The 16,005-nt window shown below is 38.5% G+C and carries 18 protein-coding genes and 1 riboswitch; of the genes, 17 read left to right on the forward strand and 1 reads right to left on the reverse strand.

Features of this window, described 5'->3' with window-relative positions; genetic code table 11:
* Positions 1-379: 379 nt before the first annotated feature.
* The 6 genes from ABD010_RS03055 to ABD010_RS03080 all read left to right on the forward strand — a co-directional run bounded on the left by ABD010_RS03055 (position 380) and on the right by ABD010_RS03080 (position 4,172).
* Positions 380-1,213, forward strand: coding sequence for an aminoglycoside 6-adenylyltransferase (locus ABD010_RS03055; protein ID WP_343810201.1), 834 nt, complete (start codon positions 380-382; stop codon positions 1,211-1,213).
* A 142-nt stretch (positions 1,214-1,355) separates the two neighbouring features.
* Positions 1,356-1,661, forward strand: coding sequence for a hypothetical protein (locus ABD010_RS03060; RefSeq protein ID WP_343810202.1), 306 nt, complete (start codon positions 1,356-1,358; stop codon positions 1,659-1,661).
* A 14-nt stretch (positions 1,662-1,675) separates the two neighbouring features.
* The gene (locus ABD010_RS03065; protein WP_343810204.1) at positions 1,676-2,212 is read left to right on the forward strand and encodes an NAD-dependent epimerase/dehydratase family protein; all 537 of its coding nucleotides are present in this window, start codon (positions 1,676-1,678) and stop codon (positions 2,210-2,212) included.
* A 286-nt stretch (positions 2,213-2,498) separates the two neighbouring features.
* The gene (locus ABD010_RS03070) at positions 2,499-3,260 is read left to right on the forward strand and encodes an arylamine N-acetyltransferase family protein (RefSeq protein ID WP_343810206.1); all 762 of its coding nucleotides are present in this window, start codon (positions 2,499-2,501) and stop codon (positions 3,258-3,260) included.
* A gap of 200 nt (positions 3,261-3,460) precedes the next feature.
* The gene (locus ABD010_RS03075) at positions 3,461-3,757 is read left to right on the forward strand and encodes a transporter suffix domain-containing protein (RefSeq protein WP_343810208.1); all 297 of its coding nucleotides are present in this window, start codon (positions 3,461-3,463) and stop codon (positions 3,755-3,757) included.
* A complete protein-coding gene (locus tag ABD010_RS03080) occupies positions 3,747-4,172 on the forward strand; it encodes a MarR family winged helix-turn-helix transcriptional regulator (protein ID WP_343810450.1) in 426 nt (141 codons plus the stop codon). The genes ABD010_RS03075 and ABD010_RS03080 overlap by 11 nt, the downstream gene beginning before the upstream one ends.
* Before the next feature lie 256 nt (positions 4,173-4,428).
* Here the strand turns inward: ABD010_RS03080 and ABD010_RS03085 are convergent, their stop codons facing one another.
* The gene (locus tag ABD010_RS03085; RefSeq protein ID WP_343810210.1) at positions 4,429-5,391 is read right to left on the reverse strand and encodes a helix-turn-helix transcriptional regulator; all 963 of its coding nucleotides are present in this window, start codon (positions 5,389-5,391) and stop codon (positions 4,429-4,431) included.
* A gap of 106 nt (positions 5,392-5,497) precedes the next feature.
* Between ABD010_RS03085 and ABD010_RS03090 the strand changes: the two genes are divergently transcribed.
* The 11 genes from ABD010_RS03090 (at position 5,498) to ABD010_RS03140 (ending at position 15,994) form a co-directional block, all read left to right on the forward strand.
* The gene (locus tag ABD010_RS03090) at positions 5,498-5,977 is read left to right on the forward strand and encodes a GyrI-like domain-containing protein (RefSeq protein ID WP_343810212.1); all 480 of its coding nucleotides are present in this window, start codon (positions 5,498-5,500) and stop codon (positions 5,975-5,977) included.
* Between the two features lie 249 nt (positions 5,978-6,226).
* On the forward strand, positions 6,227-7,048 hold the full coding sequence (locus ABD010_RS03095) for an alpha/beta fold hydrolase (RefSeq protein WP_343810214.1): 822 nt from the start codon (positions 6,227-6,229) through the stop codon (positions 7,046-7,048).
* A gap of 120 nt (positions 7,049-7,168) precedes the next feature.
* Complete coding sequence (locus tag ABD010_RS03100) at positions 7,169-7,300, forward strand: GNAT family N-acetyltransferase (protein WP_343810451.1); 132 nt, start codon at positions 7,169-7,171, stop codon at positions 7,298-7,300.
* 161 nt (positions 7,301-7,461) lie between these two features.
* Positions 7,462-8,715, forward strand: a complete 1,254-nt coding sequence (locus tag ABD010_RS03105) for an aminopeptidase (protein WP_343810216.1) — start codon at positions 7,462-7,464, stop codon at positions 8,713-8,715.
* 787 nt (positions 8,716-9,502) lie between these two features.
* On the forward strand, positions 9,503-11,038 hold the full coding sequence (gene rlmD, locus ABD010_RS03110) for a 23S rRNA (uracil(1939)-C(5))-methyltransferase RlmD (RefSeq protein ID WP_343810218.1): 1,536 nt from the start codon (positions 9,503-9,505) through the stop codon (positions 11,036-11,038).
* A 1-nt stretch (position 11,039) separates the two neighbouring features.
* Positions 11,040-11,324, forward strand: coding sequence for a DUF3231 family protein (locus tag ABD010_RS03115; RefSeq protein ID WP_343810220.1), 285 nt, complete (start codon positions 11,040-11,042; stop codon positions 11,322-11,324).
* Between the two features lie 252 nt (positions 11,325-11,576).
* Positions 11,577-12,017 (forward strand): YrvL family regulatory protein, encoded by a 441-nt coding sequence (locus ABD010_RS03120; protein WP_343810222.1) that lies wholly within the window; start codon positions 11,577-11,579, stop codon positions 12,015-12,017.
* Positions 12,018-12,175: 158 nt separating this feature from the next.
* Positions 12,176-12,739 carry a GNAT family N-acetyltransferase gene (locus ABD010_RS03125; RefSeq protein WP_343810224.1) on the forward strand — a complete coding sequence of 188 codons (564 nt, stop codon included), beginning with the start codon at positions 12,176-12,178 and terminating at the stop codon, positions 12,737-12,739.
* A 79-nt stretch (positions 12,740-12,818) separates the two neighbouring features.
* Positions 12,819-12,924, forward strand: a riboswitch (SAM riboswitch).
* A 185-nt stretch (positions 12,925-13,109) separates the two neighbouring features.
* The gene (locus ABD010_RS03130) at positions 13,110-14,741 is read left to right on the forward strand and encodes a sodium:solute symporter family protein (protein ID WP_343810226.1); all 1,632 of its coding nucleotides are present in this window, start codon (positions 13,110-13,112) and stop codon (positions 14,739-14,741) included.
* A gap of 164 nt (positions 14,742-14,905) precedes the next feature.
* Positions 14,906-15,466 carry a DJ-1/PfpI family protein gene (locus ABD010_RS03135; RefSeq protein ID WP_343810228.1) on the forward strand — a complete coding sequence of 187 codons (561 nt, stop codon included), beginning with the start codon at positions 14,906-14,908 and terminating at the stop codon, positions 15,464-15,466.
* A gap of 60 nt (positions 15,467-15,526) precedes the next feature.
* The gene (locus tag ABD010_RS03140) at positions 15,527-15,994 is read left to right on the forward strand and encodes an NUDIX hydrolase (protein ID WP_343810229.1); all 468 of its coding nucleotides are present in this window, start codon (positions 15,527-15,529) and stop codon (positions 15,992-15,994) included.
* Positions 15,995-16,005 lie beyond the last annotated feature (11 nt).

Genomic DNA, 16,005 nt, shown 5'->3' on the forward strand with positions numbered 1-16,005 from the left:
TTTGTCGTATATAATATATGTGTTATTTACTTTAGCATCAATTCTGGCTCGCTCACCGGTCATCTTGGCCCATTTGTCTACCCAGCCGTATTTTCGTTTGGATTCATTGTTTCGCTGTTCTAACATAAGAATCACCGCCTTTAATTCATTATATCAGATTGATGGTGTAATTATAATATTTGTTGCCTTTCAAATTGTTTTCTCTAATACTAATTAGTATCGGAAAAAAATTGTTAAGCAAACGGGCGCCTTTCTGGAATAAAGAAAGGGGTCCTTACTTGCAAGAATTGGTTAATTTTTTGAGTGAAAGCAGGGATTTTATCCTTTTTAGCGAATTCAATGTCGAAAGATTCTAATTAAAGGAGTTGGTGTGTTGTGAGTGGGATTTGAAACAAAGCACAGAAAAAGGGATTTAGAAATTCCAAAACATCGTCAAATTTTATTAAATACAATTGAACAGGATTTGCTAAGTGATGAAAATATTATAGCTGTTTTTTATGGTGGTTCAATAGGAAATCATAATACAGATTTATATTCTGATATTGATCTTCGTATAGTTGTCAAAGATGAAGTGTTTGAAGAATATAGATTGAACAAAAAGCAACGGGCTAAAAAATGGGGGAAGGTTTATATTTTTGAAGACTTTCCTTGTGCAACATACAGTATTGCTCACTTTGATACCTTCATTAAAGTAGACACCTTTTACTTTAAAATGAAAGATATTCAGCCTTCAGTTTGGCTTCAAAATATTAAAATTGTCCACGATACTAATGGATTGATGAACGATGTACTAGAAAGGTCGATGAGATTATCCTATAAGCCAAATGTTGAAGAAATAGAGTTTTGGAGATCAAAATTTTTTGCTTATGTTCATGAAGCATATAGAAGAACAATGAGGAAAGAATTGTATTATGCCCTACATTGTTTAGATAACTTGCGAATGTCGATGGTAACTGCTTGGTTTATGGAAGCAGGAATCCAACCCAATACATTTGGAGATTGGGCAAAAATAGAAGGGCAAAGAAGTGAACTGCAGGATTGGCAGTTATCACTTCTCGCAGATTGGCACAGTAGTCGAGAACCAAATGAGGTTCTGCACGTAATAAAAAGTATAGTACCCGAATTTATAAAGGTCCATAGCAGTTTATGTGAAAAATACGAAATTGAAGAAAACCTTGAGAGGGTAAATGAAATTTTAGATATGGTTTTGTGATGTAAACTAAGGCGTTTTACAATTTTTTACTGTTAAACAATAGGGCGCCTATCTGGAATAAGTATCGACGTCCAATCCTGCGGGAAAGGAAATAAAGGAAATCCCAATATCTCATATAATGCTGTGAAGAAGGGGGAGAAAGATGAAATGGAAAATCAGAGTTAAGAAATGGCTTGGTATTTTACTTTTTGCTGTTTTATCTGTGGTAGTTTTTTATACTAGTTATGTTGTAGAGCAAAAAAGTCTAACTGTATCGTTATTTGGATTATTTTTTGTGCTGCTTATGGGACTACTAGCTTTTAAATTAGATCATTGGAGTGACAGGTTTAGTCTAACATTAGGCGATATCAATACATCTAAGTTACAAAAAAGGGAATATGATGGACATAAATTGGTACATTTGGATGTCCGGGATATAGAATCCTGTGACAGGCTTGTAAAGGTATAGATACTGTTATCCACTTGGCAGGTGTTCCATCTCCTAATGCAAGTTTTGAATCTGTGCTGAAGGTTAATATCGAAGGAACTTATAATATTTTTAAGGCTGCTCAGGAGGAAAGGTGCAGTCGAGTAGTATTTGCAAGCAGCGCTCAGGCAGTGGAAGGGTACCCGATTGATACACAGGTAAAGTCGGATATGCCAGTTCACCCCAAAAATTTGTACGGCGTAGGCAAAGCTTTTGGAGAAGCACTAGCTTCGTATTTTGCTTATGAAGAAAATTTACCGAGTATTGCTTTAAGAATTGGAGCATTCGATGAAGTTTTTCAAGTAGGTACAGATTTGTCAGCGCGGGATATGAGTGCTTATATCAGTCCTAAGGATATGTGTCATTTAATAGAACAGTGTATTATAACCTCCATGCAAAGGCCTTTTGAAATTTTTCATGCTGTTTCTAATAATCGTTTTAAAAGACTTGATATTTCAAATACAAAAGAAGTCCTTGACTATCAGCCTCAAGACGATGGATTTCAAAAATGCGGCTATAATTTTAATGAATAATTTACGAAAGTCACCCATTGGTTCAGATTAGCCACAACTCCACAATACCAGCCAATAGCAGAAAAGATTGTTCCTGAATTGGGCGCCATTCTTTAATAAGGACTCGGTGCCTGTACCTATAGATAAGGGCCAGTTTGTAGAGTAAAGGAAAAAATTTTTTTATGATATAATTGGCTAAAAGTATAGGTTGTGTCAATTAGATAGTTGGTTCTGCACGTATTCGAAGCCACAAGTGTTTCACTTGAATAAAATGATGGATCAATGAATTTATAAGGGAGAGGTTCCCATGATGGAAATTGATAAGTATTTACAACGAATTGGTATTGGTAATACGAAAGGGATAGGCTTGGAAACGCTGAGTCAACTTCAATTACAGCACATGCTCCATGTTCCATTTGAAAATTTGGATGTGATGCATCACATTCCGATTCCACTAGACGTAGAAACCTATTATAAAAAGATTGTGTTGAATCAACGTGGTGGTTTTTGTTATGAATTAAATGGCCTGTTTAACTGGTTATTACAAAACCTTGGTTTCAAGAGTCATTTTATATCGGGCACCATTAATCGCCCTGATGGCTCATGGGCAAAGAATGGAAGTCATGCCACTCAGATCGTTAACCTTGACCAAGCTTATTTGGTCGATGTCGGGTTTGGTGACTCAGCTCGAGTGCCGATTCCTTTAACCGGAGAGACTCGGGAAGATATAAGTGGGGTGTACCGTGCCATTAAGTTAAGAGAGAAGATTTTTGACTTGCAAAGAAAGGAAAATGAGTATGAATGGAATACGTTATTCCGTTTTGACATAACACCCAGGAAATTAACGGATTTTGACGAGGCTTGCCATTTTAACCAGACCTCCTCAAAATCTCATTTTACGCAAAAAGAAATCGTATCGTTGGCCACTTTGGACGGTCGAATGACGTTTTCAGGAAATTCTTTAATCGCTACTCATCATGGGGAAAAACAAAAGACGACCGTTAGCAATAGTAAAAAGTCGTCTGTTCTGGAACAATATTTCGGTATTCATTTTAATCACTCGGTTTAATTTGGCTCTTCGTCGTTGGATACGAGGGTTTTTGAGTTTTACGAGCGCTAATCGGGAACAGGTATTAGCGTCCAAGCTGAATAAAAAAAGTTCATTAGTAAAAGTTGATTTCTTGAATCGAAGCCAACTTTAAGAGTTCTTGTAATTGATACATTATCATTATATAATTTAGTTAAGTTAACTAAATCAGGGGTTGTAAAATGGGAAAAGAAAAGGTTTCAATCAAAAAGAATCAAAAAAAATCAATATCCTATAAGTTTGGAATAGCGCTTTTAATTATTGCTGTTTTATGCTGGTTGATTGCTGCTGTCACGACACTTATGCCATTTTCATTTACGGTAAAGGCAAGTATTATAACAGGTAGTCTCATAATAGGGGAAATCTTATTTTGGATAGGTGCTTTACTCGTTGGTAAAGAAGTAGTATCAAAATATAAATGTTATTTAAACCCCAAAAATTGGTGGAAGAAAGGTGAAAGACAAAAGCATGAAGAATAAGAATATAGCAGAGCAAATTAATCGAACAATTGAAGATATATGGATTATTCTCGAAAAAAAAGAAAGAGCTTATACGAATATTAAATTAAATAACCAACAATATATATTGTTAACATTGATTATTCGACATCCGTTCTCGTCTCCTACAGAATTAGCCGAAAAAATGGGCATCACAAAAAGTGCTGTCAGTCAACAGTTAGCAAAATTTGAAAGAGATGGCTATATCGTTAGAAAGCAACATATAGAAGACAAGCGTGCATTTTCTATTGAATTAGGCGAAAAAGGATTGCTTTATAAAAATGAAATGCAAGCATTTTGTCAACAAATTTCTGAAAAGTATCATGCGAATTTATCATCTAAGGAATTATTACATATGTTATCAGCACTTCAAAAGCTACAAGAATTACTTGAATAACTAAGTAATAATGATTTTTTGAAGATATTGATCTTCATCAATACGATTGGGCGCGGTACGGAATAAATTTATTCATTAGTTGGGCCATAATCTTGAATAAGAGAAGGGATTATTAGAAAGTGAATAGAAGCCTCAATTGTTCAAGCGTTCAATAAGCAGTGGCAGCAAAAAGTTATTTTTACGTACTTTGATGTAGAATTTAACGTGGAACTGGACAAAACCAAGATTACTGAGCTTTTAACAAGCCACTGCTTATTTATTTGCAGTATAAGAATAATTTCGCTCGTAGACTTTCTAAGACTTCCTCTGGCACTTCCCTAAACTTGATATCCTCACCTAAGAAAAGTAGCCAATTTGTTATATCGGTCAATTCCTCGGGAATATTAACATTGACAAAAGTCTTTAGAATGCCTGTTGTTTGGTAAGGATTCGTATAGGATATTGAAAATTTAAAAGGATGGTACTTTTTGAACTGGGCAATTGCCTTTGGACCAAATTCAATGATAAGGTTGATTACTTCTTTCTGCTTACTTAGTTTTTCCAAAACCTTTTTCCTAGTTACTTTTGTTTTCGTTGGATATGGTTCCACATTGATGAGGTTGTCAACAGAAAAAATTCTTTTCTTTTCTTCCTCAAGGTCGAATCCTTCAATTTGCCAAAGGTTTTTTTCACGATAAAGATGCAAAAGAAAAATTGGAAAAGACTTTTCTGCCTTTCCTTCTTTGATGGTAATCAATAAATGGCAATCTAAAAGAAGGAGTTGGATGAGATTTTCTAACATAGGATGAGGAAGGTCTGAGAGATCAAGTAAATCAGGATTATTAGGGTTGGTCCCTTCAAAAAGCAAAATTTGATTTAATAAAACTAAGGTCTCTTGTTGGTTTTCTGGGATGAGGCCTAGTAATTTTTCAGCTAAAGACTGTCGACCTTCCAGATAGGGAAGTTGTTGGTTTTTTGAGGCCATAAAGGCAATAAAAAGCGCTTTAACTTCATTATCAGTAAAGCGAATAGAAGGTAGGATAGAGTTGTTCATGACAGAATAGCCCCCATCCCTTCCAACTTCGACTTCAAGTGGCATCCCCATCGCTTCAATTTCCCTGATATCCCTAATAGCAGTTGAACGGGAAATGTTAAATTCTAACATTATTTCAGAAATTGTAAAGAAAGAACGGTTATTGATATACCGCATGATGGTGTTAATCCGTTCAATTTTTTTCATTGGGTCCTCCTAAACAGTATCATTTTTTGACATGGTTTAATGCTATCATAAACGTAACAAGGGAAAAAACAAGTCTTTTGTTTAATTTAAAAGGAGGAATTATGAAATGGCAAACTATACTTTAGAGGAAAAGGACAGCTTTACTGTTTTAGGTTTTGGAGTAGAGATTAAAAGCGATTACACAGACCAAGCTGGTATTAGTAAAGAAAAATCAGATTTTTGGCAAGCCGTTAATCAAGATGGAAGACTTGATAAACTAAAAACTGTTGCAACAAATGACTACATTTTTGTTGTAAACGAAGCAGTGAATAATAAGATGATGCATTACGCTGGTGTTATGACGGAGAAATCCTTACCAGAAGCAACGAGACTTATCCAATTTCCTAAAGGGGAATATATTGTTGTTAAAGGAGAAGCAAATACGGATGAAGAGCTGAGTAACAAGCTGACTGGCATTGCCTTTGGTGAGGTCCTAATGGAAGTAACGGATGTATCCTATGTCGGTGGTCCAAATGCAGCGGTTGTGATGGGACAGCAAGACGACTCAGTATATGGTGAAATGTGGATCCCCGTTGTTAGAAATTAAAACGATAAACAGCGGGTTGGAATCCTCATGCTTATCCTAATGATGATTTAAAATAGACATGATAAAACAGGTCACTAATGGTCATCGTTACCAATAAGTGATCTGTTTTGACCTTTTGAACTCTTGATTGTGACGTGTCGTTTCGTTTACTCTCTAATTGGGCGCTTTCGCGGAATAAAAAAATTCGCTTACTATTGGTTTCTATATTCAGTTTTAAAAATAAGAACCTGTGACATAGGGGGAGATTTTATGGATAAATTTTTTTACGAGTGGGGGAACCGAGATCATCCGACGCTTGTTTTCATGCATGGAGTGGGTGCTACTGGATTGAGTTTTGGTGATTTGGCACAATATTTAATGAGTGATTTTCATGTAGTTTCATTCGATTTACCCGGACACGGTGGCGCTGCGGCTTTGGATGAAGAGAAAAGTTATCGTTCAACGCAAATGGCTAAGTGGATTAAAGAAAAACTTGATTTATTAGGTCTATCCGAGATTTATCTTGGGGGTCACTCGTGGGGTGCACATCTTGCACTGTATGTTGCAGGATTGTATCCTGAATCGATCACAGGGTTAGTCTTGTTGGATGGCGGATATTTTCAACAAAATCCGGATGGTGAGTCAGAGGATCAAGTACTTAAAAATGTTGAGGCATTTCATGAATCAGTTCGCTTTCCTTCGCAGGAGGCATTTCTTGAATCTGAAAAAGCTGAATCTCCAAGATGGTCGCAGGAGATTGAAGCAGCAGCACTAGATCAGGTAACTGAAATTGACGGTGAAATTCGTTTGGTTGTTTCGCCATTTACAGCAAAGGCAATTATCAAGGGAATTGATCTTGAACCAACGGCGAAGATTTTTGCCAAAGTTCAATCCCCTGCATTATTGTTGCGTAGTACACTTCCTAACGAATTAGAAGGTGAACGCCAGAAGGCTATAAAACAGCTTATAGAAGGAGTCCCGCAGGCAAAGGTTCAGTCCATTCTAAATACAAGCCATGATATATATCGTGATGCGCCGGAAAAAGTTACTGCAAAAATAAAAGAGTGGATTCAGCTACGGCTGAACGAGTAGATATAGGAAGTTAGAATAATATAACTTTATACTGCAATACGAACGGGCGAGAGATACGAATATAACTTCTCATGTTCCAATTGGGGGAAAGGAATAGCAACATCCGTCGCTAGACTGCTTATTGACTTTGGTTTTAGAGAATTCAACCTCCATCGAATATATGCAACTTGTGACACTAGAAATATTGGGTCATTAATGGTTTTAGAAAGAGCCGGGATGACCCAGGAAGGGAAAATACGTGAGGACCTATGATAAAAGATGGTTGGAGAAATTCTTTACTATATAGTGTTTTGGAGTATGAATGGAACAAATAAATATTATAAAGGTTCTTCAATCATCGGGCACTTTCTCTTAATAAAGATTGGCGCCAATATCGCATATAAAGGGGTAAAAAGTTAGGAGCTGGGTGTGTGATGATTAAAGGAGTATATGAGCTTGTTAGCGAAGAACAGTTGAAAAAGTATGCAGAACTTGCTGTACGAGCAGGTGTAAATGTGCAAAAGAATCAATTAGTAATTATTCATAGTGACATAAAAAATGTAACGTTTGCACGTTTAATTCAAACGGCAGCCTATGAGGCGGGGGCTTCAAATGTGGTTATGGATTGGACGGATGAACAGTCGACCAAAGAATTTTATTTAAATGCAGCAGATGATGCCATCGATCACTTTCCCAACTGGCAGGATGCACGCTTTAAGGAGTGGGACGAGGCGGGTGCTGCTTACATCCATATTATTTCTGAAAACTTAGATGTCTTTAAAGATGTTTCTACAGAACGGATGAGTCGCTTCCAAAAGGCCTCTCGCACCAAGTTGAAGGATCATTACGCAAAGGTTAGATCCCACGAGCTACGCTGGTGTCTTCTGGCTGTCCCGTACTTCGCATGGGCAGCTAAAGTATTTCCTCACTTAAGTAAAGAAGAAGCCCTGCAATCATTATGGCAATTAATCTTACAAGGAGCTCGGGCAGATGGAAAAAATCCTATAAAAGACTGGGAAAATCATGACAGAGCCTTCGAGTCCCGAAAAAAGCTTCTAAATGAAAGCCAGTTTGAAGCCCTGCATTTTACAAATAGCCGAGGAACTGATTTATTAGTCGGCATGCCTAAAAATCACTTCTTTATCGGCGGGGGTGTTATAGATAAAACGGGAATACCGTTCTTTCCGAACATCCCCACGGAAGAAATATTCTCCGCTCCCTATAAAAATGGGGTGAATGGCAAACTAGTAGCATCTAAACCGCTTATCTATGGGGGAAGTGTCATTGATGATTTTTACCTAACCTTTAAAGATGGACGGATTACTGCCTATTATACCGCCACCGGGCAAGAAGCGTTACAAAGTCTCATCGAAACAGATGAAGGTTCACATTATCTTGGTGAAATTGCCTTGGTCTCTAACAATTCTCCTCTTTCGCAGGCGGATACTCTCTTTTATAACACCTTGTTTGATGAAAATACGGCCTGCCATATTGGAATTGGAAACGCCTCCCCTTCCAACCTTCAAAATGGCAGCAACCTATCGGTGAAAGAGTTGAAGGAAGCAGGACTTAATACTTCCCTATTGTTAGTCAATGTGACCTTTGGTACCGAAGATATGAAAGTAGTAGGTATTAAAGAAGGTGGAACGGAAGTCCTGCTAATGAAAGATGGTGATTTCCAATTCTAATTTGGCTACTCCTTAACAGGTAAGCCAACAATTTGGTGTAACGATAGTGGGGCGATGGTTATTTGCTAGCTTTGGGGTCCCTTAGCAAATATAGGCAGAAAATGACTGTTCCAGAATCGGTCGCTTACTTATCTGAAATAATAAATGCCACCCTTATTCAGTTAAAAGGGGCGGTTTAATAGGGATTATTCCTTGAAGTATACTGCGGGGGGGATTAGTGTGAAAATGCCAAAATGTAAATCTTATAACCGGAAGCTTGAGTGGAAAAGAGTCTATACATCATTATGGTTTCCAAGATGCCAATATTGGGGTCTGTCCTTATCAGGGATTCGCATCCTATTCTGGAAAATATCTTTCTAACCGATCCAACAAAGTGAGTACGGAAGGAAATATAGGTGACATGATTGAAGTGTTATACGAACCTTCAACCATATACCCAACACCTATGGATTGGAATCAAGTTTATAATACAAAAATGGATTATTCTTCTGGACAGAAAGCAGCGTGAAGCCTAGTTATAACAATGATAGCTTGTGTTATATTCTTTGTTGTGTAATAAACATTTAATGACAGTTTCGTATTGTCCAAACTGGATTTCTAACGATTAAGTAACATGAAGATTATTCCAGAATTAGGCGCGTTTAAGAAGTAACTCCGATGATTTAATCGAATAAAGGAGTGTTGACCTTGATGTACTATATCGTATCGGTACAATTGGATAAGGACTGCCAATCCAATGTGTAGAGTTTACAACAGTTGGTTTACTGCCGGCCTTGGGTAATATATAATGGAGTTTCAAAGAAGAAGAAGAGATGTGAAAGTGCCTATGACTAAAAGAAAGAAAAGCGAATATAGAAAATCAGGAAAAAAAAGCCATCATCCTGAGAAAAAGTACAGTAGACAGCACCAGGGGCGGGCGAATCGAACGGACGGCAAATCCAAAGGCAAGCTTAAGGCAAACGATGTGCGCCAGCGTAGCCAGAAAACCGTAACCGCAGAGGTGACCTGCTCAGGCCTTACCGATGGAGGTAAAGGCATTGTCCAGTGGGAAGGAAAACAGCTTGAAGTAGCTAATCTGTTGCCTGGTGAAACGGCTGAAGTGAATATTTCTAAGAAAGGACGCTTTTTCGATATAGAGCTGGAGCGGGTGATTAAATCTTCAGAAGTCCGTGTCAATTTACCGCGCTCATCTTATTACAAGGGCGTGGGCTGTCACATTCAGCACATGAATGAGCATGCCCAAAAGCGTTTCAAACAGAAAATCATAGATGAACTAATGAAGCCTTTTGGAAAACCAGAGCCAATCATAACCATGGAGTTTCCGTTTTACTACCGTAACAAAAATGTTATGACATTCGGTTTGAATAAAAAAAGGCAGATTATAAGTGGGCTATACGCTGAAAATACTCATAAGATCATACCAATGGAAAGGTCCATCATCCATGATCAAAAAGCGGATGAGATTATTCAAACCATCAAGGGGATGATGAAATCCTTTAAAATGCAGCCTTACAGAGAAGACACTGGGCAGGGCTTTTTGCGACACGTATTGGTGAGGGTTGGAAAAGTCAGTGGGGAAATCATGGTGGTACTGGTAGTAGCATCACCTATGTTCAAAGGGAAGAATAATTTTGTGAAAGCACTAAGAAAGGCCCATCCAGAAATTACGACCCTCCTGATGAACGTGAATAAGAGGAATGACAGCATGATTCTAGGCAATCAGGAAAAAGTACTGTTCGGCAAGGGGACCATAACAGATACTCTTTGCGGGCTTAAGTTCGACATCTCGGCGAAATCCTTCTATCAGATTAATCCAGTCCAGACGGAAAAATTGTATGCAAAGGCTATTGAAATGGCAGAGCTGACTGGAAAGGAAACCGTGGTGGATGCCTACTGCGGGATTGGTACGATTGGTCTAATTGCCAGCCAGGAGGCCGGAAAGGTCATTGGCGTGGAGTTGAATAAGGATGCGGTTCGCGATGCTATCCATAATTCAAAGCGCAACGGCGTGAAAAATGCCCGATTCTATCAGGGAGACGCCGGGGAGTTCATGGTAAAGATGGCAGCACGTGGTGAGAAAGCAGATGTGGTGATTATGGATCCGCCACGAAGCGGGAGTGACGAAGCGTTCTTGTCCAGCGTGGTGAAGTTGCAGCCGAAGCGGGTAGTGTATGTGTCCTGTAACCCGGTGACCCAGGCACGGGATTTGAAGTACTTGGTGAAGAACGGCTATGCGGTTGAAGGTATTCAGCCGGTGGATATGTTTCCGCAGACGGTGCATGTGGAAGCAGTTACAAAATTAGTACTAAAAATGCCTAACTAAAATGAAAGAAGATGACATTCCTGTACTTATGACAACTAGCACCGAAGTCTCGGACTCAACTACTTATACCTTTTCAGATAAGCTAATAATGTTCTATACCACATCATTAATTGCATTAAGCGTGGGTTATTATGGTTCAAGTATGGCAATGAGTCCTAGAAGGGATTTAGGTGAAAAATACAGCAGGTTAGTGCTTGAAGTGCTTCAATTCTCAGATGATGGTGTGAAACTCATGGTTAAAAATGGCTTGATGGAAGAACCACCTAGAGCATTAGACAGGGAATAGGAGAAGAATCCATTTTGATCAATCTTTTTTTCAAATAGGATTCTTTTTATTTTGCCTAATGTTCTGTGGGATATTTTTGATCAAACTTTAATTAAAACTACAGCTGTTGGGGTCAAAAAAGTGATTGTTCTAATGCATTTGAAATGTTGCATTATTGAAACTTCCATGGGAAAATATCGTATAAATTTGGAATGGAAGAAATTACGTGACTGATAAAAACTATACAATAGCAGTAAAAGGAGTAACAGATTCATGTCAAAACGTAATCGCGGTTCATTTCGTGATATGAATATAGTAGAAAAGACGGCAGTAGTTGTTGGAATAGGACTTCTCATTTTCTTTGTTGCTGCCTTTGTATTTGGAATCTATTTCTTTGGCCTGGCAGGGATTTTTGAACTGCTCGGTGTTCAGTATAAATCTGTTTGGTCATTGCTTGTATTTGTTGTATGTTTTATTTTTCTTGGAATCATTGTCGAATTGTTTTCCAAAGCAATTTATAAACTGTCTGTCCGGAATATGACAGGAAAAGTAAATGTGATTATTGTTCGATTCATTATTGAGGGTACATCGAATTTGCTGGTTTTGTATACCGTCGATGAGTTTTTGAACGGTATGATTCTATCTATGAAAACAGAGATTATTGTTGCCTTTTTGATTGCAGTACTGGAAATTGTTTTTGATGATAAAAAGTAGGTTGCTGATAGCGGTTATCAAACTGTGACAGGGGCGGGTTTGATATAATAAAGTGATGAGATGAGTTTTCCCAAAAGAAAGTAAGTGTGGAAACATTTTATAAAACCACCCTGACAAACGCTTATTTTTTCCGGGATACAAGGAAGGTGGTGTTTTACATGAGTATTTTCAAGTACAAACCAGAATTAACAGGAGAAAAAATTAAATTGCATCCGGTCCAAGTTGAGGATGTAGAATTTCTTCAACAGTTATTGCTTGATCGCGAGGTAAACATTCTCACCGGATCTATTCATTCCAGTGATGAAGAAATTAAGAGTCTTGAGATGGATAGGCTCAAGGAACTTTACGGAAATTGGGCATTGTCAAATGAGCGCACGGTTTTCATGATTATCAGGAAGTCTGATGGCGTCATTATCGGTGAGTCTGTACTCAATGACTATGATGCGAAAAATAACAGCTGCAACTTTCGTATTTGGATTGCAGGTGCTACTGGTAAGGGCTTTGGCACTGAAGCTGTACGGCTTACCATGGCATATGCGTTCGAAGATATAAAACTGCATCGTGTGGAATTGGAAGTATACGATTTCAATCCGCGGGCACGTCATGTTTATGAAAAAGCAGGGTTTAAACATGAAGGGACAAAGCGGGAAGCGTTAAAGTTTGATGAAGAATGGGTAGATGCGCATACAATGTCCATGCTCGATTGGGAAAGGCATATATAGATAAGTCGAAAAATTTGCATAAGCTTGTTGACTAATCTGTCAGCTAAGCTTATAATACGTTTTAACTAAATATTGTTGATTCTTATCAAGAGAGACGGAGGGACTGACCCGTTGATGTCTCAGCAACCAGCAATTATTGTATGGTGCTAATTTCAGAAGAATATCTGATATTCTGAAGATGAGATGAATTGATCGTGTTTTATGGAAATATACATGGAATCCTTCTCTCATCTAAGTTTGAGAGGAGGATTTTTTATGTATGTTACTTTATTTTTAAATAGACTATTCTTATTGGTTTAATAAATTTAATTTTATGGAGGTATATCGTGAGTACGATTACTTCTTCAAATGATACGGAGGTGCATGGATCATGACGTCTTATGGCTGGTGGTTGATTCTATTTGCAATTGTTTACACACTTGGATTAATTTTGGCGGGGCAAATATCCAGAAAAAAGGCTAAAACTGGATATTTTGTAGGCGGACGCAAATTCAATAAATGGATTGTGGCATTTTGTATCACCGGATTATTTTCGGGTTCAACGTTTATTTCTATTGTAGAGCTGTCCTATCTATCAGGAATTTCAGCTATATGGTATGGTGTTGCAGAAACAACGCAAATATTAATTATAGCTTTTTTGATTATTGGCCCGTTTAGGGAAAAACTGGTGGTTACCGTATCAGGCATGATCGGTGATCGCTATGGCAGAACTGCACTTGGTATTGGCGGGGTAATAACGGCATTTGCATTTCCGATGTGGTCAGTCGCCACGGCAATTGCGTTTGCTTCAGCAGTCCATGTGTTTACAGGTTTTTCATTAACACTTTCCGTCGCTTTTACTGCATTATTATTGTATCTCTATCTGCAGGCTGGCGGGATGTGGTCGATTGCATTCACGCAAACGATGAATTTTGTTGTGTTTGGCATCATGTTTGTAATTGGTATAATTGCATTTTTTATTAATCCCGGGGTAGCTGGTCTTCAGGCATTTGCAGCATCAAACCCTGCGATGTTTCAATTGGACAGCGTTGGGATTCAGGTGATTGTGGCCTGGTTTGGGACATTTTTAGTTAATGTCATTCTGGCACAGGCTGCATTTCAAATGTCTTTGTCGTGCCGAACACCTGAGGAGGGACAAAAAGGACTTAAACTAGCAGTTGTATTTGGAATCCCGTTTATCCTGTTTGGTGCATTGTTTGGTATTTCCGCGGCAATTGTTGTTCCAGATTCATCACTTGGCCTGGTTGCATTACCACAATATTTAATGGAGGTACTGCCAGCCCCGCTTGTTGGATTGTTCTTTCTTGGTATCTGGGCCTGTGCCCTTAGCTGGGGAGCGCCATGTCAGTTTTCCGGTGCAACCAGTTTGGGCAAGGACGTGGGGAGTGCGATAAATCCTGCAGCCACATCAGACCAGCTTGTAAAATACACAAAACGATCGCTGCTCATGCTAACAGTATTGATGATTATTTTTGGAATGGCACGAACCGAGCAGTCGGCATGGTGGAATGTTCTGGCGTGGACAATGCGGAACTCCGCTACATTCGCCCCAGTGGTTGCGGTGTTATTTTGGCGTTTGGCAACAAAGGAAGCGGTGGTTGGATCTATGGTAGTTGGTTTTTTGTCCGGCTTTATCTGGTACCATCTTGGCGGATGGCTGCCAAATGAATTTTATTTAAACATCCATCCTGTCTGGGTTGGAATGTCAGCTAATGTCGGAACGCTTGTGCTGATTTCGTTGGCACAAAATGCTGGTAATTTAAACATTAACTTTTCTTCCGTGAATGTCCGAAAAGGATATGCCGCATTTGGCTTAGCAGTTCTGCTGCTGGCTGGTCTGATTGTTCAATTTCAGGAAATCCACCAGTCCGGCTTACTTGGGATTTTTTCGTTTTCCATTATTATCAGTCTATTTATTGCAAGTATAATTTTTATTCCCGGTACACGGGAGGAGACGGACAGTCATGTAAAGCAGAAAATTGCCGGCACAAAATCAAACTGATATATCATGAAGTTTACAGAGTGTATTAATTTTAAAAATATTGTGGTAAAATCAGTTTGATTGATTATTTTTAAAGGGGCTGATTCATATGAAAAGCAAAAAAAATGATGGTATATCCAGGTTGTTCCGGCTCTTAGTCCAAAAAAGTTAAGGGAGATGTATGGGTGAAAGCATTATTCTTTTTGTATGATGGGTATGTTGATTGGGAAATCAGCCCTTTATCGTACATGTTATCAGTATCTGATATTGAAGTAACTACTACGGCATTAAGCAACGAGGTCGTTCACGCTGGAAACTTCAGAGTGAGAGCAGATTTGCCGGTTGAGGCATGTGATTCTGCTGACTACGATATTTTGGTGATACCAGGTGGAGAACCTGCTCCAGTTATTAGGGAGGAGCACTTGTTAAACCTGATTCGTGCGTTTGATAAACAAGATAAATGGATTGCAGCAATCTGCGGTGCACCTGCATTTCTGGCATCGGCTGGAATCTTGCGTGATCGGAATTTTACAACGTCTGTTGCTAATGAGCCGGAATATGTGGATTATTTTAAAGGTATGGATTTAAGCGAAACAGATGTGACAGTGTCCGAAAACTTAATAACTGCAGAAGGCAATGCGTATATTGAATTTGCGGTGGCAGTTGGAAAAGAATTGAATATTTTTAAGGACCGGGAAGATGAGTTGGAAACAGTATTATATTTTAAAAACCAGCTGAGAGGTTAGTTATATGAGGTCGACCATTTTTTGGTTGGCCTTTTCATTAAGAAGAAAGTGGTGTGTAGCATGGATTACATAAAACATTTACGGTCCATGGTGGGGCGTGAAAAAGTCATAATGGTAGTTGCAGGGTCATTTGTTTTTGATGATGAAAACAGAGTGCTAATGCAGCAACGATCAGATAATGGTAAGTGGGGCTTTCCCGGCGGCTTTATGGAACTGGGTGAAAATGTACAAGAGACTGCGAGAAGAGAAGTTTATGAGGAAACAGGTCTTCGCCTTGGAAACCTTGAGTTATTTGGAATTTATTCTGGTCCGGAATATGATAAAACTTTTCCAAATGGAGACCAGGTTTCATTGGTGCAAATCTCGTTTACTTGCACTGTATATACAGGTGAATTAATTCAACATAATGAGGAGAGCTTATGTAATAAATTTTTCAGGCTCAATAATTTACCTGATGATATTTTTGATGAGCATAAAGTGTTTTTGAAAGATTTATTATCGCGGGAGGAGCGTCCGATCGTGAAATGATTCGTTGAACG

Origin of the sequence: Virgibacillus siamensis (genome assembly GCF_039522605.1) — a bacterium.
In the GTDB taxonomy this organism is placed as follows: domain Bacteria; phylum Bacillota; class Bacilli; order Bacillales; family Amphibacillaceae; genus Lentibacillus; species Lentibacillus siamensis.